17 protein-coding genes are annotated in these 17,289 nt (G+C 63.8%); 7 read left to right on the top strand and 10 right to left on the bottom strand.

Annotated elements, in window-relative coordinates; translation table 11 throughout:
• Positions 1 to 15: 15 nt before the first annotated feature.
• The 6 genes from pqqA (at position 16) to ACIQUS_RS08105 (ending at position 5,035) form a co-directional block, all read left to right on the top strand.
• On the top strand, positions 16 to 87 hold the full coding sequence (pqqA, locus tag ACIQUS_RS08130; protein ID WP_008365141.1) for a pyrroloquinoline quinone precursor peptide PqqA: 72 nt from the start codon (positions 16 to 18) through the stop codon (positions 85 to 87).
• A 67-nt stretch (positions 88 to 154) separates the two neighbouring features.
• Complete coding sequence (gene pqqB, locus ACIQUS_RS08125) at positions 155 to 1,066, top strand: pyrroloquinoline quinone biosynthesis protein PqqB (RefSeq protein WP_403045252.1); 912 nt, start codon at positions 155 to 157, stop codon at positions 1,064 to 1,066.
• Positions 1,067 to 1,074: 8 nt separating this feature from the next.
• The gene (gene pqqC, locus ACIQUS_RS08120; protein ID WP_038605986.1) at positions 1,075 to 1,830 is read left to right on the top strand and encodes a pyrroloquinoline-quinone synthase PqqC; all 756 of its coding nucleotides are present in this window, start codon (positions 1,075 to 1,077) and stop codon (positions 1,828 to 1,830) included.
• Positions 1,827 to 2,102, top strand: a complete 276-nt coding sequence (gene pqqD / locus ACIQUS_RS08115) for a pyrroloquinoline quinone biosynthesis peptide chaperone PqqD (RefSeq protein WP_403045248.1) — start codon at positions 1,827 to 1,829, stop codon at positions 2,100 to 2,102. Before pqqC ends, pqqD begins: the two co-directional genes overlap by 4 nt.
• Entirely contained in the window at positions 2,074 to 3,234 is a 1,161-nt protein-coding gene (gene pqqE / locus ACIQUS_RS08110; protein ID WP_403045246.1) for a pyrroloquinoline quinone biosynthesis protein PqqE, read from the top strand. The genes pqqD and pqqE overlap by 29 nt, the downstream gene beginning before the upstream one ends.
• Positions 3,200 to 5,035 carry a S9 family peptidase gene (locus ACIQUS_RS08105; protein ID WP_403045244.1) on the top strand — a complete coding sequence of 612 codons (1,836 nt, stop codon included), beginning with the start codon at positions 3,200 to 3,202 and terminating at the stop codon, positions 5,033 to 5,035. The genes pqqE and ACIQUS_RS08105 overlap by 35 nt, the downstream gene beginning before the upstream one ends.
• Positions 5,036 to 5,096: 61 nt before the next feature.
• Here ACIQUS_RS08105 and ACIQUS_RS08100 read toward each other — a convergent pair whose 3' ends face one another.
• Positions 5,097 to 5,255 carry a YqaE/Pmp3 family membrane protein gene (locus tag ACIQUS_RS08100; protein WP_003177654.1) on the bottom strand — a complete coding sequence of 53 codons (159 nt, stop codon included), beginning with the start codon at positions 5,253 to 5,255 and terminating at the stop codon, positions 5,097 to 5,099.
• A gap of 161 nt (positions 5,256 to 5,416) precedes the next feature.
• Positions 5,417 to 6,697, bottom strand: coding sequence for an aspartate aminotransferase family protein (locus ACIQUS_RS08095; protein WP_403045241.1), 1,281 nt, complete (start codon positions 6,695 to 6,697; stop codon positions 5,417 to 5,419).
• A 158-nt stretch (positions 6,698 to 6,855) separates the two neighbouring features.
• Between ACIQUS_RS08095 and ACIQUS_RS08090 the strand changes: the two genes are divergently transcribed.
• Entirely contained in the window at positions 6,856 to 7,779 is a 924-nt protein-coding gene (locus ACIQUS_RS08090) for a LysR family transcriptional regulator (protein WP_403045238.1), read from the top strand.
• Positions 7,780 to 8,009: 230 nt separating this feature from the next.
• On the opposite strand, the gene ACIQUS_RS08085 is transcribed toward ACIQUS_RS08090, so the two are convergent.
• From ACIQUS_RS08085 to bioF, 8 genes are all read right to left on the bottom strand, one after another.
• Complete coding sequence (locus tag ACIQUS_RS08085; RefSeq protein WP_403045236.1) at positions 8,010 to 9,788, bottom strand: acyl-CoA dehydrogenase C-terminal domain-containing protein; 1,779 nt, start codon at positions 9,786 to 9,788, stop codon at positions 8,010 to 8,012.
• A 125-nt stretch (positions 9,789 to 9,913) separates the two neighbouring features.
• Positions 9,914 to 11,197 (bottom strand): GGDEF domain-containing protein, encoded by a 1,284-nt coding sequence (locus ACIQUS_RS08080; RefSeq protein WP_403045234.1) that lies wholly within the window; start codon positions 11,195 to 11,197, stop codon positions 9,914 to 9,916.
• 201 nt (positions 11,198 to 11,398) lie between these two features.
• Entirely contained in the window at positions 11,399 to 13,204 is a 1,806-nt protein-coding gene (locus ACIQUS_RS08075) for a phenylacyl-CoA dehydrogenase (RefSeq protein ID WP_403045231.1), read from the bottom strand.
• 279 nt (positions 13,205 to 13,483) lie between these two features.
• A complete protein-coding gene (locus ACIQUS_RS08070) occupies positions 13,484 to 13,780 on the bottom strand; it encodes a pyrroloquinoline quinone biosynthesis protein PqqE (protein ID WP_403045228.1) in 297 nt (98 codons plus the stop codon).
• A gap of 108 nt (positions 13,781 to 13,888) precedes the next feature.
• Positions 13,889 to 14,569 (bottom strand): dethiobiotin synthase, encoded by a 681-nt coding sequence (bioD, locus tag ACIQUS_RS08065; RefSeq protein WP_403045225.1) that lies wholly within the window; start codon positions 14,567 to 14,569, stop codon positions 13,889 to 13,891.
• A 4-nt stretch (positions 14,570 to 14,573) separates the two neighbouring features.
• Positions 14,574 to 15,395 carry a malonyl-ACP O-methyltransferase BioC gene (gene bioC / locus ACIQUS_RS08060; protein WP_403045222.1) on the bottom strand — a complete coding sequence of 274 codons (822 nt, stop codon included), beginning with the start codon at positions 15,393 to 15,395 and terminating at the stop codon, positions 14,574 to 14,576.
• Positions 15,388 to 16,119 (bottom strand): alpha/beta fold hydrolase, encoded by a 732-nt coding sequence (locus ACIQUS_RS08055; RefSeq protein WP_403045219.1) that lies wholly within the window; start codon positions 16,117 to 16,119, stop codon positions 15,388 to 15,390. Before ACIQUS_RS08055 ends, bioC begins: the two co-directional genes overlap by 8 nt.
• Positions 16,112 to 17,284 carry an 8-amino-7-oxononanoate synthase gene (gene bioF, locus ACIQUS_RS08050; protein WP_403045216.1) on the bottom strand — a complete coding sequence of 391 codons (1,173 nt, stop codon included), beginning with the start codon at positions 17,282 to 17,284 and terminating at the stop codon, positions 16,112 to 16,114. Before bioF ends, ACIQUS_RS08055 begins: the two co-directional genes overlap by 8 nt.
• Positions 17,285 to 17,289 lie beyond the last annotated feature (5 nt).

Raw genomic sequence — 17,289 nt, 5'->3', positions numbered from 1 at the left:
GGAAGGAGTAAACCCATGTGGACCAAACCTGCTTACACTGACCTGCGTATCGGCTTTGAAGTGACCATGTATTTCGCAAGCCGCTGAACCTGCTTGCGGTACAACGCCTCGGTCCGCCGGGGCGTTTTTATTTCAAGACGCGGCAGGAGACGCCATGTACATCCAGATCCTAGGTTCCGCCGCCGGTGGCGGGTTTCCACAGTGGAACTGCAACTGCGAGAACTGCAAGGGCTTTCGCGACGGCACCTTGCGGGCCACGGCGCGCACCCAGTCGTCGATCGCGCTGTCTGACGACGGCGTGCACTGGGTGCTGTGCAATGCCTCGCCGGACATCCGGGCGCAACTGCAATCCTTCGCGCCCCTGCAGCCGGCACGCGCCCTGCGCGACACCGGCATCGACGCCATCGTCCTGCTCGACAGCCAGATCGACCACACCACGGGCCTGTTGAGCCTGCGCGAAGGCTGCCCGCACCAGGTCTGGTGCACCGAAATGGTCCACCAGGACCTGAGCACCGGCTTCCCGTTGTTCACCATGCTCAGCCACTGGAACGGCGGCTTGCAGTGGAACCGGATCGAGCTGGAAGGCAGTTTTGTGATCGAAGCCTGCCCGAACCTGCGCTTCACCCCCTTCCCGCTGCGCAGCGCCGCGCCACCCTACTCACCCCACCGTTTCGACCCGCACCCGGGCGACAACCTCGGGCTGATGGTCGAAGACCTGCGCAGCGGCGGCAAACTCTTCTATGCCCCGGGCCTGGGCCAGGTCGACGACAAGCTGCTGCGCATGATGGGTGAGGCCGACTGCCTGCTGGTCGACGGCACCTTGTGGGAGGATGATGAAATGCAGCGCCGTGGCGTCGGCACGCGCACCGGGCGGGAGATGGGCCACCTGGCGCAGAACGGCCCGGGCGGCATGCTCGAGGTGCTCGAAGGTTTCCCCGCGCAACGCAAGGTACTTATCCACATCAACAACACCAACCCGATCCTCGATGAAGACTCGGCCGAACGCGCAGAACTGGATCGGCGCGGCGTCGAAGTGGCCTTCGACGGCATGAGCATCACCCTCTAGGAGCCGACATGAGCGACGCCAAAGCACTGTCCCCCGCCGAATTCGAACAGGCCCTGCGCGCCAAGGGTGCCTACTACCACATCCATCACCCCTACCACGTGGCGATGTATGAAGGCCGCGCCAGCCGCGAGCAGATCCAGGGCTGGGTCGCCAACCGCTTCTACTACCAGGTGAACATCCCGCTCAAGGATGCCGCGATCCTGGCCAACTGCCCTGACCGCGAGATTCGCCGCGAGTGGATTCAACGTCTGCTCGACCATGACGGTGCCCCCGGCGAAGACGGCGGCATCGAGGCCTGGCTGCGCCTGGGCCAGGCGGTCGGCCTGGACCCTGACCAACTGCGTTCCCAGGAGCTGGTGCTGCCCGGGGTGCGCTTTGCCGTCGATGCCTACGTCAACTTCGCCCGCCGCGCCAGCTGGCAGGAAGCGGCCAGCAGCTCGCTGACCGAACTGTTCGCCCCGCAGATCCACCAGTCGCGCCTGGACAGCTGGCCGCAGCACTACCCCTGGATCGACCCGGCCGGCTACGAATACTTCCGTACCCGCCTGGGCCAGGCCCGCCGCGATGTCGAGCATGGGCTGGCAATCACCCTGCAGCACTACACTACAGTTGAGGGCCAGCAGCGCATGCTGGAGATCCTGCAGTTCAAGCTGGACATTCTCTGGAGCATGCTCGACGCCATGAGCATGGCCTACGAACTGAACCGCCCGCCCTATCACAGCGTCACCAGCGAACGGGTCTGGCACAAAGGAATCGCCCTATGAGTTTCGATCGCGCACAGGTCCCGGCATGGCGCCCGGGCTACCGTTTCCAGTACGAGCCAGCACAAAAGGCACATGTGCTGCTCTACCCCGAGGGCATGATAAAGCTCAACGAGAGCGCGGCGCTGATCGGCGGGCTGATCGATGGCAAGCGCGACGTCGCGGCGATCATTGCCGCGCTGGACAAGCAGTTCCCCGGTGTACCCGAGCTCGCTGACGACATCGAGCAGTTCATGGAGGTGGCCCGTGCCGAACACTGGATCGCACTCAAGTAAGGTGCCGGCAACGCCGCCGGTCGGCCTGCCGCTGTGGCTGCTCGCCGAGCTGACCTACCGCTGCCCGCTGCAGTGCCCCTACTGCTCCAACCCCCTGGACTTCGCCGCCCAGGGCCAGGAGCTGAGCACCGAGCAATGGTTCCGGGTGATGGCCGAGGCGCGGGAGATGGGCGCCGCACAACTGGGCTTTTCCGGTGGCGAGCCGCTGGTGCGCCAGGACCTTGCAGAACTGATCGGTGAAGGTCGGCGCCTGGGCTACTACACCAACCTGATCACCTCGGGCATCGGCCTGACCGAACAGAAGATCGCCGCGTTCAAGGAGGCTGGCCTGGACCACATCCAGATCAGCTTCCAGGCCAGCGACGAGCAGGTGAACAACCTGCTGGCCGGTTCGAAAAAGGCCTTCGCGCAGAAGCTGGAGATGGCCCGGGCAGTCAAGGCCCACGGCTATCCCATGGTGCTGAACTTCGTCACCCACCGGCACAACATCGACAAGATCGACCGCATCATCGAGCTGTGCATTGCCCTGGAAGCGGACTTCGTCGAGCTGGCCACCTGTCAGTTCTACGGCTGGGCGCACTTGAACCGGGTCGGCCTGCTGCCGACTCGCGCACAGCTGGAACGCGCCGAGCGCATCACCAACCAGTACCGGGAAAAACTGGCGGCAGCCGGCAACCCGTGCAAGCTGATCTTCGTCACCCCCGACTACTATGAAGAGCGCCCCAAGGCCTGCATGAACGGCTGGGGCAGCGTGTTCCTCACCGTCACCCCGGATGGCACCGCGCTGCCGTGCCATGGCGCGCGTCAGTTGCCGGTGCAGTTCCCCAACGTACGCGACCACAGCATGCAGCACATCTGGTACGACTCGTTCGGCTTCAACCGCTTTCGCGGCTATGACTGGATGCCAGAGCCGTGCCGCTCCTGCGACGAAAAGGAGAAGGACTTCGGCGGCTGCCGCTGCCAGGCCTTCATGCTCACGGGCGACGCCAGCAACGCCGACCCGGTGTGCGCCAAGTCCGCCGAGCACGGCATCATTCTCAAGGCCCGCGAAGAAGCCGAGCACGCCCACTTGAACATCGACCAGCTGACCTTCCGCAATGAGCGAAACTCCCGTGTCATCGCCCGTGGCTGAGCGCTTCAGTGCCGAGCAGGCGGTAGCCGCCGGCACTGACTTCGCCGAACTGCGGGTTGGCCCCCGGGGCCTGTTCTGGAACGAATTCCGCCCACGCGACGGCGCCTGCCGGATCTGGCACTGGCGTGATGGCCAGGCCCGCTGCCTGACGCCCGATGGCTTCAGCGTGCGCAGCCGGGTCTATGAGTACGGCGGCGGCAGCTTTTGCCTGAGTGACGATGGCCTGGTGTTCGTCAACGAGGCCGACCAGCAGCTCTATACCCAGGACCTGGCCGGCAGCGCCCCCCAGGCGCTGACCGAGGGCGAACGTCGCCACGGTGACCTGCGCTGGGCCGACGGACAGGTGCTGGCGGTGGAAGAAACCCACGGCGCCGAGCAGGTCGAGCATCGTCTGGTAGCGATCAGTGCGCAGCGACGAGAGGTGCTGGCCGAGGGCGCCGATTTCTACGCTTCGCCGACCCTGAGCTGCGATGGCTCACGCCTGGCCTGGATCGAATGGAGCCGCCCCGAGCAGCCCTGGACCGCCACCCGCCTGATCTGTCGCGAGCGCCTGGCAGACGGTCACTTCGGTGAGCCGCACTGCATTGCCGGTGACGAAGGTCCGGTGCAATCCCTGCAGCAGCCACGCTTCGATGCCGCTGGCCGCCTGTACTGCCTGTCCGACTGCAATGGCTTCTGGCAACCCTGGGGTGAAACGGACCGTGGCTGGGCTGCGCTGCCCGCCGCCCTCGCCGATCATGCCGCAGCCCCCTGGCAACTGGGCGCCAGTACCTGGCTGCCGCTGGGTGAACAACAGTACCTGGCCACCTGGTTCGAAAACGGCTTCAGCCGCCTGGGGCTATGCGATGCCGATGGCACGGTGGAACAGGTCGATACCGACTACAGCCGCCTGCGTTGCCTGGACCTGGATCAGGACCACCTCTATGCCATCGCTGCTTCGGCGACACAGCCTCCTGCAGTGATCGCCATCAACCGCCGCGATCACGCGGTCAGGGTACTGGCCGGTGGCGTACCGCCCTTGCCGGCCGAACGTATCAGCCGACCACAGCCCTTGCGCTACCCCAGCGGCGAAGGCACCGCGCATGGTTTCTTCTACCCGGCCATGAACGGGGCCAGACGCCCTCCCTTGATCGTCTTCATCCACGGCGGCCCGACCTCGGCCTGCTACCCGGCGCTCGATCCGCGTATCCAGTACTGGACCCAGCGCGGCTTTGCCGTGGCCGACCTCAACTACCGCGGCAGCAGTGGCTATGGCCGCGCCTATCGCCAGGCCCTGCACCTGCGTTGGGGTGAGCTCGATGTGGAGGATGCCTGCGCAGTAGTCGGGCACCTGGCCGGGCGCGGGTTGATCGATCCGGACCAGGCCTTTATCCGCGGCGGCAGTGCCGGCGGCTACACCACACTGTGCGCACTCGCCTTCCGCAATGTGTTTCGCGCCGGTGCCAGCCTGTATGGCGTCAGCGATCCCCAGGCTCTGGCCCGCGCCACGCACAAGTTCGAAGGTGACTACCTGGACTGGCTGATCGGCGATCCCGTGGCCGATGCCGAACGCTACCGTCAGCGCACCCCGTTGCTGCATGCCGCGCAGATCGAGGTGCCGGTGATTTTCTTCCAGGGTGAACTGGACGCCGTGGTGGTCCCCGAACAGACCCGCTCGATGCTCGCCGCGCTCAAGGCCAATGGCATCAGGGCAGAAGGCTATTTCTACCCTTCCGAGCGCCACGGGTTTCGGACTGCGGCCAACCTGGCCCATGCGCTGGAGGAAGAGTGGAGGTTCTACCGCCAGGTGCTAGGAGATTGATGCCCCTGTAGCCGCTACCAAGGAACAAGGCGGGACCAAGACCCGGAATCAGGGACAGGCCTTAGCGCTTGGCGATGATGTACACCGCATGCACGATCCCCGGAATGTACCCAAGCAAGGTCAACAGGATATTCAGCCAGAAGGCGCCGCCGAAGCCGACCTGCAGGAACACGCCCAGCGGCGGCAGGAGAATGGCGATGATGATGCGGATAAAGTCCATGGCGCAGCTCCCTTCAGTGATGTTCTAGAACTGACTCTAGCGCTGCATCAGGGTTCAACCGGCAAACTGCAGACAAAAAAACGCCCCAAGCCAAAAACTGCAGGCCCGGGGCGATGCGCAGGAACGCGAGACGGTTCGTAGGATTCTTAAGCGCCTGGCAATCAGGCCGTGGCTTCGCGCCGCTGGTGCTGTTGTGCCGAATGCACGCGGGCAAAGGCCCGGGCCAGACGCAGGAGCATTTCGTCGATATTGCCCTTGCTCACTGTCAGGGCCGGCGAGAAACGCAGCACATCGGGCTGCGGGGCGTTGAGCAGCAACCCTTCGTGCAGGGCCGCCGCCACCAGCTCGGCGGCAATGTCCTCACCCAATTGCAGCGCCCAGAGCAACCCCTGGCCGCGAACCTCGCGCTGGCCATAACGGCCGGCCAGGCGGCTCAGGCCATCACGCATGTGCCGACCGGCCTCTTCGACCTGCTCGAAAAAGCCCGGTTCCAGCACGGTTTCCAGCACCGCAAGCCCGGCTGCGCTCATCAGCGCATTGCCATGGTGGCTGCCTTCAAGCTCACCCGCCTCGGCGCAGCAGGCACTGCCACGGGCCAGCAAGGCCGCCAGCGGCACGCCGCCGCCCAGGCCTTTGCCCAGGGTGATGATGTCGGCACGTACGCCGTAGGTCTGCTCGGCCAGCAAGGCGCCACAGCGACCTACGCCGGTCTGCACCTCGTCGAGGATCAGCAGGATGCCCAGCTCGCGACACAGGCGCTCGACGCCCTTGAGGTATTCAGCCGTGGCCGGAATCACCCCGGCCTCACCCTGGATCGGTTCGAGCATGATGGCCACGGTGCGCGAATCGACCGCGGCATGCAGCGCCTCCAGGTCGTTGAACGGCACCTTGCTGAAACCTGGCAGGCCCGGTTCGCAACGGTTGCACGGCGACGGATCGGAGGCCGACAGCGCGCCCAGGCTGCGCCCGTGGCAACTCTGGCTGGCGGTGATGATGTGATAGGCGCCATTGCGATGCAGCTGGCCCCATTTGCGCGCCAGCTTGATCGCCCCTTCGCAGGCCTCGGCGCCACTGTTGAGCAAGTAGGCCTGATCGCTTTCGGTGCTCTGGCAGAGCAGGTTGACCAGCGCCAGCAAGCCACGGCTATGAAAACCGGCACCCGGATTGATCAGCGCCTGGGCCTGGCTGCCCAAGGCCTTGACCAGCACGCTGGGGCTATGACCGAGGCTATTGACCGCACAGCCCTGGGTGAAATCGAGATAGGCGTGGCCTTCGCTGTCCCACAGCCAGGACCCCTGACCGCGGACGAACACCTGCGGCGCACGTTCGATAGCTGGCATCAGGCAATCGCGTGACAGTGCATCAGTGGAGGTCGCGACAACCGGCACAGGCTTGCGCTCGGTCACGACGGGCGCAGGACGTCGAAAACTGAATAGATTCATGTTTTCAAACCTTTTGCCATGCCTATGCAAACAACATCTTGATACACGGTGTTCATCGCGCCTTGTGGCCCTGCAAGCCTTGTGAATACGGGATAGACTAGGCGTATTGGCGGTCAACGGCCATTTGGTTTTTCGAGCATTTTTGATAAGTAATTCTTATGGATTTTCGCCAACTGCGTTATTTCGTCGCGGTCTATGAAGAAGGCCATGTGGGCCGGGCCGCCGAGCGCCTGTCTTTGTCGCAACCGGCACTGTCGCAACAGATCCGCCAGCTCGAACACAGCCTCGACGTCAGCCTGTTCGAACGGGGCAACAAGCGCCTGTTGCCGACCCTGGCGGCGCATACCCTGTACAACCATGCCCTGCCCCTGCTCGACGGTTTACAACGGGCCCGCGAGGCCCTGCGCAACTTCAAGGGCCAGGCACTGCGCACCCTGGCCATCGGTGTGCTGCAGACCGTGCGCCCGAGCCTGGTGCCGCAATTACTCGACCGGGTACGCAAGGCCCAACCCCACCTGGTGGTGCAGATCTATGAGCTGTCGGGGCTTGAGATCGAACGGCGCCTGCTTAATGGCAGCCTCGACATCGGCATCAGCTACCTGCCGCCGCGTCAGCCGGGGTTGCATGGCCTGATGCTGTACGAAGATGAACTACAGCTGGTCATCCCCAACACGCACCCATTGCGCGAATTCAAGAAGGTCTCGCTCAAGCAGGCCGCGGAACTGCCCATGCTGCTGCTGGGCGAAGAGTTTCAGGTGCGGCAGATCTGGCAGACGCAACTGGCGAACCTCGGTCGACGTCCGCAGGTGCAGGCCGAAATGAACAACATGGGCGGGATTCTCGACAGCCTGGCGCATACCTCGCTGGCAACGGTGCTGCCCGGCCGTGCCAAGGAAGTGGTCGAAGACGACCAGGAACTGCTGTGGAAGCCACTGAGCGAGCCACGGGTGCCGCTGAAGATAGGCCTGGTGTTTCGCGACGCACAGCGCCAGCAAGCCTCGGTCGAGTTGCTGCACACGCTGCTGGAGGAGGAAGCCGATCCACGGCAGATGGGTGTCTCACCGCTGGATGTGCTGGGCTGAAGACTTTTCTTCAGGCAAAAGAAAACCCCGCCTAGGCGGGGCTTTGCAGACTGTTTCCCTGACATCCATTTCGCCCCACCATCCTGGCAGGAATCCTTCGTGTCCGTGTTCTGTACTTTGCGCTTCCTGCGCTACGTCCATGTGAGAAGATTAGCTGTGGATCCAATCTTCCGATAGAGGCGAAAAGTCACCACGTCACGTAAGAGAATGCTTACAAGCACGCCATACCGTCAAAATTGAGCTGCATCGAGCAGGTACAGCGACTCACTACCGGCCTTGACCGAAGCGCTGAGCGAATGGATACGTGGCAACAGGCGAGCGAAATAGAAGCGCGCAGTGCCCAGCTTGGCGGCGTAGAAATCGTCTTCGCCCTGCTTGGCCAGTGCCGTGCGTGCCATCAGCGCCCACATGTAGGCATATGCGGTATAGCCGAATACCTGCAGGTATTCCACCGACGCGGCGCCGATTTCGTTCGGGTTGCTCCTGGTCCGGTCCAGGACCCAGGCGGTCAGCTCGTCGAGGTTGTCCAGGGCGGCATTCAGCGGTTTGGCGAACTCGTCCAACTCAGTGCCGGCACTGGCGGTGAACTGGCGGATCTCGTCGGCGAACAGTTTGTACAGTGCGCCACCGCTGCCCACCACCTTGCGTCCCATCAGGTCCAGTGCCTGGATGCCGTTGGTACCTTCGTAGATCTGGGTGATGCGCACATCACGCACCAGTTGCTCCTGGCCCCACTCGCGAATGTAGCCATGGCCGCCGAACACTTGCTGGCCATGGACCGCCGACTCAAGGCCCAGGTCGGTGAGGAACGCCTTCGACACCGGCGTCAGCAGCGCCACCAGGTCTTCGGCACGTTTGCGGGTGCCAGCGTCCTCGCTGAACTTGGCAGTGTCCAGTTGCATCGCCACGTAGGTGGAGAAGGCCCGGCCACCCTCGTTCAGCGCCTTCATGGTCAGCAGCATGCGGCGCACGTCAGGGTGGACGATGATCGGGTCGGCCACCTTGTCCTTGGCCTGCGGACCCGTTGGCGCACGGCTTTGCAGGCGGTCACGGGCGTATTCGACGGCGTTCTGGTAGGAGCGTTCAGCAGTCGCCAGGCCCTGGATGCCGACGCCCAGACGCTCGTAGTTCATCATGGTGAACATCGCCGCCAGACCCTTGTTCGGTTCGCCGACCAGGTAGCCCACGGCGCCGTCGAAGTTCATCACGCAGGTGGCCGATGCCTGGATACCCATCTTGTGCTCGATCGAGCCGCAGTTGGCCGGGTTGCGCGCACCCAGGCTGCCATCGGCGTTGACCAGGAACTTGGGCACCAGGAACAGGGAAATGCCCTTCGGCCCGGCCGGTGCGTCCGGCAGCTTGGCCAGCACCAGGTGGATGATGTTTTCGGTCAGGTCGTGTTCGCCACCGGTGATGAAGATCTTGGTGCCGCTGACTTTGTAGCTGCCGTCGGCCTGGGGCTCGGCGCGGGTGCGGATGATGCCCAGGTCGGTACCGGCGTGCGGCTCGGTCAGGCACATGGAACCGGCCCAGGTGCCGGCATACATGTTCGGCAGGTATTTGTCCTTGAGCTCGTCGCTGGCATGGGCGTTGATCGACAGGCAGGCGCCGGCGGTCAGCATCGGGTACAGGCCGAAGGCCAGGCTCGAAGCGTTGACCATTTCCTCGACCTGGGCCGAGATCACCTTGGGCATGCCCATGCCGCCATAGGCCGGATCACCACCCACGCCTACCCAGCCGCCTTCGGCGTAGGTCTTGTAAGCGTCGATGAAGCCCGCCGGAGTGCGCACTGCACCGTTGTCCCAGTGGCAACCTTCTTCGTCGCCACTGCGGCTGAGCGGGGCGATGCTCTTGCCAGTGACCTTGCCGGCCTCCTCCAGCACCGCCAGGGCGGTCTCTTCGTCGACGGCTTCGGCCAGCCCGGGCAGTTGCGCCCAGAGCTTGGCCACTTCGAAGACTTCATTGAGGACGAAGCGCATATCGCGCAGGGGCGCTTTATAGTCAGCCATGGCAACCTCTCACACTTGAGTCGGGGGACGGCCCCCGAAGGACCGTTTCACTGTTATGCCGGCAGTGTAACCGAACAACTTTTGCGAGACATAGGGTCATCTAGCGACCATATAGTCACATCCGGTCACGCCATGCGCACCGCTCCACGCCTGGCTTGAACCCCATAGGCCATGACGCAGTTACGCCCCGCGCCCTTGGCACTGTACAAGGCCTGGTCCGCCGATTTGAGCACCTCATCGGGCGATCGGTGATCGACCAGGCGCTCGCTCACACCGATGCTGATGGTCACCGACACACTGGAAGCGCCTGACACTCCGCGCCGCTGGCGACCTTGCTGATCGTCCTGGGGCCGGCTGTCCTGGTTGCGCAACTGGATGTTGTAGTTGGCGATCACCTCACGCACCGCTTCCAGGTGCGGCAGACATTCCTCGACCGTCTTGCCGGCGAACACCAGGGCGAACTCCTCGCCACCATAGCGGTAGGCCCGGCCACCGCCGGTCACCCTGGACAGTTTGCTCGCCACCAGCCGCAGCACCTGGTCGCCGACGTCATGGCCATGGGTGTCGTTGAATTTCTTGAAGTGATCGACGTCGGTCATCGCCAGCACATAGTTGCGCCCCAGGCGCTGCATGCGCTCGTTGAGGGCGCGGCGTCCCGGCAGCCCGGTCAGTTCATCGCGAAAGGCCATCTGGTAGGCCTCGTGTGAGACCGCCGCGGCAATCATCAGCATCACCTGGCTGCACATGATGTTCAGGGTGAAGGGCAGGATGAACGTCTTGGGCAACATCCAGAAGATACCGATCAGACCGATGATCTGCGCGGCATGCAAGGGGCGTGGCTGGCGCAGGTACTGCACCACCAGCAGGACGAAGGCAATGAGGAACACCGGATAGGCCAGCTGGATCAGGCTCATCCACTGGCCGTGCAGCGATGGCCAGCGAATCTCCGCCAGCCAGCCCAGCAACGCCTGGGGAAAACTTTGTTCCAACCCCAGGGCAACACTGCCCACCGCCAGCAATACGGCGAAGCGCGCCACCATGTCCTGGAACAGGTGGGTGCGTTCCTGCCAGGCACCGTACAACGCGAACATCAACGGCAATAACAGGCAGACCAGATGAAAGACCACCGCCGCATCCTCGCGAACGCGACCGTTGTCACGGTAGAAATCGGTCTGGGTGTCGAGCAGGAAGTAGGCGATGTACACCGTGACCATCAGAAACAGTTCGCGCTGTCGGCGATAAACAGCACAGTAGGCACCGCCCAACAACAGCACCAGGGTAGGCAGGACATTGAACAGCGACGTGAAGAAGACGCTGAGGTCCCTGACATAGGCAGCCGCGAGCCCTGACACCAGCAGGCAGGCTGATGGCAGAAAGTGGCTCAGGCGTACAGCGGATAAACGAAACAAGGGTAATCTCCGACCCGGCAGATCAATAATGGCATTGTGCCGTCAATGTATCGGCAACGCACATGAATAGATGAACCCGAGGTCGGTCTCTTTTACTGGCAGCCGACGAAATGACCTGCAGGAGTCGTCGCCCCGCAGCTTCTACAGAACAAACAAAAACGCCTGCCGGTGAGGGCAGGCGTTCTGGTTACAGCGCAGGACTCAGTACGAAAGGCCGAAGTGCTCTTCGTTCATGTCCATCAGGTTGTTGGCGCCCGACAGCATGGTCGCAACGTGGGTGCGGGTACGCGGCAGGATGCGCTGGAAGTAGAAGCGCGCAGTCTGCAGCTTGGCGGTGTAGAACGCCTCTTCGCTGGTGCCGGCAGCCAGTTTCTCGGCAGCCAGGCGTGCCATGTCGGCCCAGAAGTAGGCCAGGCAGGCATAGCCGGAGTACATCAGGTAGTCCACCGACGCCGCGCCGACTTCCTCGCGGTCTTTCATCGCGGCCATACCGACCTTCATGGTCAGCTCGCCCCACTCCTTGTTCAGCTGGGCCAGTGGCTCGACGAATTCCTTGACGGCGTCGTTGCCTTCCTGGGACTGGCAGAACTTGTGCACGATCTTGGTGAAGCCCTTGAGCGCTTCGCCCTGGGTCATCAGTACCTTGCGGCCGAGCAGGTCCAGCGCCTGGATGCCAGTGGTGCCTTCGTACAGCATGGAGATACGGCTGTCGCGCACGTTCTGCTCCATGCCCCACTCGGCGATGAAGCCGTGGCCGCCATAGATCTGAACGCCGTGGTTGGCCGCTTCGAAGCCGACTTCGGTCATGAAGGCCTTGGCGATCGGCGTCATGAAGGCCAGCAGTGCGTCGGCTTTCTTGCGCTCTTCTTCGTCCTGGCTGTACTTGACGATGTCGACCTGCTTGGCGGTGAAGTACACCATCGCACGGTTGCCTTCGGCGAAGGCTTTCATGGTCAGCAGCATGCGACGCACGTCCGGGTGGACGATGATCGGGTCAGCCGCCTTGTCCGGTGCTTTCGGGCCGGTCAGCGAACGCATTTGCAGGCGGTCGCGCGCGTATTTCAGGCCACCCTGGAACGCCACTTCGGCGTGGGCCAGGCCTTGCAGCGCGGTACCCAGGCGAGCGGTGTTCATGAAGGTGAACATGCAGTTCAGGCCTTTGTTGGCCGGGCCGATCAGGTAGCCGGTGGCCTCATCGAAGTTCATCACGCAGGTGGCGTTGCCGTGGATGCCCATCTTGTGCTCGATGGAACCACAGCTGACCTTGTTGCGCTCACCGACGGTGCCTTCGGCGGTCGGCAGGAACTTCGGAACGATGAACAGGGAAATGCCTTTGGTGCCGGCCGGTGCATCGGGCAGGCGAGCCAGAACGATATGAACGATGTTGTCGGCCATGTCGTGTTCACCGGCCGAGATGAAGATCTTGGTGCCGGAGACTTTGTAGGAACCATCAGCCTGAGGCTCGGCCTTGGTGCGCAGCATGCCCAGGTCGGTACCGCAATGAGGCTCGGTCAGGCACATGGTGCCGGTCCATTCGCCGGACACCAGCTTGGTCAGGTAGGTCTCCTGCTGCTCGGCGGTGCCGTGCTCGGAGATGGTGTTCATCGCGCCATGGGACAGGCCCGGGTACATGCCCCAGGACCAGTTGGACTCGCCGACCATCTCGCTGATCGCCAGACCCAGCGACTCGGGCAGGCCCTGGCCACCGTGGTCGACGTCATGGGCCAGGCTCGGCCAGCCGCCTTCGACGAACTGGTTGTAGGCTTCCTTGAAACCGGTCGGCGTCTTCACGCCCGACTCGCTCCAGGTGCAGCCTTCCAGGTCACCCACACGGTTCAGCGGGGCCAGTACCTGTTCACAAAACTTGGCGCCTTCTTCGAGGATGGCGTTAACCATGTCTGGAGTAGCGTCCTGGCAAGCCGGCAGGCTCTGATAATGCGCTTCGTAGCCGAGCAGCTCGTCACGAACGAAGCGAATATCACGCAAGGGGGCTTTGTAATCAGGCATAGCGATGAACCTCTGCTGATGAATCCTGGATAGGGAGACCGCGACAGACCGACCAGCTCTTGGCGGCTTTCGGTCAAACAGTTGTTTGAAACATACGTTTACGCCGAAAGCTTGTCAAGCATCAACCAGAGGGCAGTTCCGCCATGGCACACTGCGCGAAGATCTGCACAAAAACTTGCACGAACGCGCACGAACGCGCAGCCGAACGCCGACCGGCAAGGCCAGGTTGCTGATACTTAAAGATTAGTTGAAGCCGCGCTAAAGGCACGGCAGGACGTTTCAGGCGTAAGTGTCGATGAGGGTGCCGAGCATTTCGTCCGATGCTTTGGCCACTTTGACACCGAGCTCGACCTGGTGCTTGCCCAGGGCCATTTCCACCGTGCTGGTGGCCAGGTCCATCTGCTGGCTGCGATCGACCGCGCGCAGGCGTTCGACCTGGAAGTCACTGGACTGGCTGGTGGCGCTGCGCTCGACGCTGGTAGTGGCGATCTGGCTGGCAGCCTGATCGACGCGCTGCTGGCCGGCCTGGATGGCGCCCAGGCCTGCATAAAATACCGAGTTGCCCGAGATTTCCATGTCAAAAACTCCCTGACGCTGAAGGCGAACAGCCTCTATTGAAGCAGACCTGAAGGTAATATGCCCGTTGAAATCAGTAATGGCATGTTGCCATTCGATAGAAACGGGCTAGTCCAGCAAATCCAGCTGCAAGTATTCGGCAACCTGCTGCGCCGAAGCCTGCTTGAGCTTGGGTACCCGCCCCAGGCAAGGGGCCGGCAAGCGCTCGGCGAGGGTCGCGAGGTTCTCTTCCAGGCGCGAGGTGCGCGGATCGATGATGTTGGCCACCCAGCCCGCCAGGGGCAGGCCATCGCCGGCGATGGCTTCGGCACTCAATAACGCATGGCTGATACAACCCAGGCGCACACCCACCACCAGGATGACCGGTAGTTGCAGGGCCATGGCCAGGTCCGACAGGTTGGCCTGGTCGGACAGCGGCACGCGCCAGCCGCCGGCCCCTTCGATCAGGGTGAAGTCGGCGCCTTGGGCAAGAACATGACGCATGGGCGCCAGCAGCGCCGGCACGCTCAGCGTCACCCCCGCCTCGCGGGCGGCCAGGTGCGGGGCGATGGCGGGTTCGAAAGCGAACGGGTTGACCTGCTCGTAGGGCAGCTTGAGCGAGCTCTGCGCCATCAGTGCCAAGGCGTCGTCATTGCGCAACCCTCTGGGGCTGGCCACGCAGCCGGAAGCCACCGGCTTTGCGCCCAGGGTGCTCAAGCCAGCCTGATGCGCCGCATGCAGGAGTCCGGCAGCGATAGTGGTCTTGCCGACGTCGGTGTCGGTTCCCGCGATGAAATAGGCCGGGCTCATCTGATTAACCTCCTGGCAGCGGCTTTCGCAATACACCGTAGACCACTTGATAGGTCGCCGGCAGTCCCTGGGCGTCCCGGAACTGTTCGTAGGCCTGCAACAAACCCTGCATCCGCGCCCGTCCGGTAAGGCCTGAGGGGCGGCCGGGGTTGAGATTGTGTGCGCCCAGGGCCTTGAGCTCGTGGGTCAGGCTGCGCACGTCGGGGTAATGCAGCACATGGGGGCGCGTCTGCAGGCTCAGCACCTGCATCTCGCTGGCGCCACACAGGCGCTGGTAGTCCTCCAGGCGCCGGAAGCGGTTGACGTGTACCAGCCCGTCGACCGCCTGCCAGCTCTCGCGCAGCTCATGCAGGGTGCCAACGCACAGACTGGAGAACGCCAGCACGCCGCCTGGCTGCAAGACCCGCCGGGCTTCCTCCAGCACGGCGGCAAAATTGCCGCACCACTGCACCGCCAGGCTGCTGAACACCAGACCCACGCTGGCTTCGCGCAGCGGCAAACGCTCGGCATCCCCGGCGACATAGTCACGGGCACCACCCTGCTGGCGAGCGTGTTCGAGCATGCCCTGGGCGATATCCACGGCAATACCGGGCGCTTCGGCGAAGCGGGCGGCCAGTGCCCGGCTGAAATAGCCGGTACCGCTGCCAAGATCCAGCCAGCGCTGCGGTTGCAGGTCTGCAGGCAGTTGTTCGATCAAGGCCGTGCCGACGGCGCGCTGCAACTCGGCGACGCTGTCGTAGCTGGCCGCTGCACGGGAAAACGAAGCCGCCACCTGACGCTTGTCGGGCAACGCGCCGGGCAGGCCCGGTTGGGAAAGATCAGTCATCGCCGCTCTCATGCAGGAAACTCTTGATGCTGGCAGCCAGCTCCTGGGGATACTCGAGGAGGAAGGCATGGGAACAGTCTTCCACCAGGCCCACCTCCACGTCGGGTAGCAACTCGATAAGGCCTTGCGCGGCCTCGGCAGGCACCAGCGCATCGCGACCAGCGAACAGATGCAACTGCGGCCCGGTATAGCCTTGCAGTGCCTCGCGGGTGTCCAGTTCGGCCAGCACTTCCAGGCCCTTGGCCAGAAACACCGGATCGGTATCGGGGATGCCAACGCCCAACTGGCGGAGCAGGCTGCGTGGCTCGGCAGCACCTTCGCTGCACAGTGACCTGAAGCGCTTGAGGGTGACCTGAGTGTGGCTGCGACAACCGTCGAGAAAGGTCTCGAAGGTATCGGCAGGCATCGCATGGGGCCAGTCCTTGCGGGCGACGAAACTCGGGTTGCTGGCCAGGGTCAGCAGGCCACAGCAATGATCGCCCCGGCGCGCCGCCAGCTCGGCAGCGAGCATGCCGCCCAGGGACCAGCCACCCAGCCAGGCATCGGTAGGCAAACGCCGGTCGAGGTAGTCCAGCCAGTGCTCCAGGCTGCCTTCGGCAAGCTCCGGCAGCGGTGCCAGTTCAACCTGCAGCTTGGCATCCTGGGCTCGCAGGCTTGCCGCCAGCGGTTGCAGTGACGCAATGCCCAGGCCCCAGCCTGGCAGCAGAATGAGTCGGTTACGCATCAGCAGGCTCCAGCAACGGGTAACAGTCGGCCAATGCATCCAACAATAGCTGCACCTGCGCCGCGCTGTGCGCCGCGCTCAAGGTCACCCGCAGGCGCGCGCTGCCGGTTGGCACCGTCGGCGGACGAATCGCCGTGACCAGCAAGCCGCGTTCGCGCAGCATCTGCGAGAGCCGCAAGGCACGGGCGCTGTCACCGATCAGGATCGGCTGGATCGGGGTGAAGCTGTCCATCAACTGCAGGCCGATCTGTTCGGCGCCGCTGCGAAACTGCTGGATCAGCGCCGCCAGGTGCTCGCGGCGCCAATGCTCGCTGCGCAGCAGTTGCAGGCTGCGCAAGGTGGCGCAGGCCAGGGCCGGTGGCTGGCTGGTGGTATAGATGTAGGGGCGGGCGAACTGGATCAGGCACTCGATCAACTCTTCGCTGCCGGCAACAAAAGCGCCAGCGGTACCACAGGCCTTGCCCAAGGTGCCGATCAGCACCGGCACCTGCTCATGGCTCAAGCCGAAATGCTCGACGATCCCGCCACCGTTGCGCCCCAGGGTGCCCAGGCCGTGGGCATCATCGACCATCAGCCAGGCATCGCGGGCCTTGGCGGCCGTCACCAGGGCCGGCAGGTCGGCAATGTCGCCATCCATGCTGAATACACCGTCGGTGACCACCAGGGTGTTGCCTACCGCCTTGTCCAGGCGGCTGGCCAGGCTGGCTGCGTCGTTGTGCAGGTAGCGGTTGAAACGTGCGCCGCTGAGCAGCCCGGCATCGAGCAGCGAGGCGTGGTTGAGGCGGTCCTGCAGCACCGTGTCGCCCTGGCCAACCAGGGCGGTCAAGGCACCCAGGTTGGCCATGTAGCCAGTGGAAAACAGCAGCGCGCGCGGTCGCCCGGTCAGTTCGGCGAGGGTTTCCTCGACCTCGTGATGCGGTGTGCTGTGGCCGATCACCAAATGCGAAGCACCACCGCCAACGCCCCAGCGCTCGGCCCCGGCACGCCAGGCGGCAATCACTTCGGGGTGATTGGCCAGGCCCAGGTAGTCGTTACTGCAAAACGCCAGCAACGGCTGGCCGTCGACCACCACTTGCGGGCCTTGCGGGCTTTGCAGCAAGGGCCGCTGGCGATACAGGTCGGCGGCGCGGCGTTGCTCCAGGCGCGCGCGAAGATCAAAGGCCATGACCG

The sequence above is a fragment of the Pseudomonas sp. NPDC090755 genome, assembly GCF_044769005.1.
GTDB lineage: Bacteria > Pseudomonadota > Gammaproteobacteria > Pseudomonadales > Pseudomonadaceae > Aquipseudomonas.
This window is presented reverse-complemented; position numbering and strand designations above follow the sequence as displayed.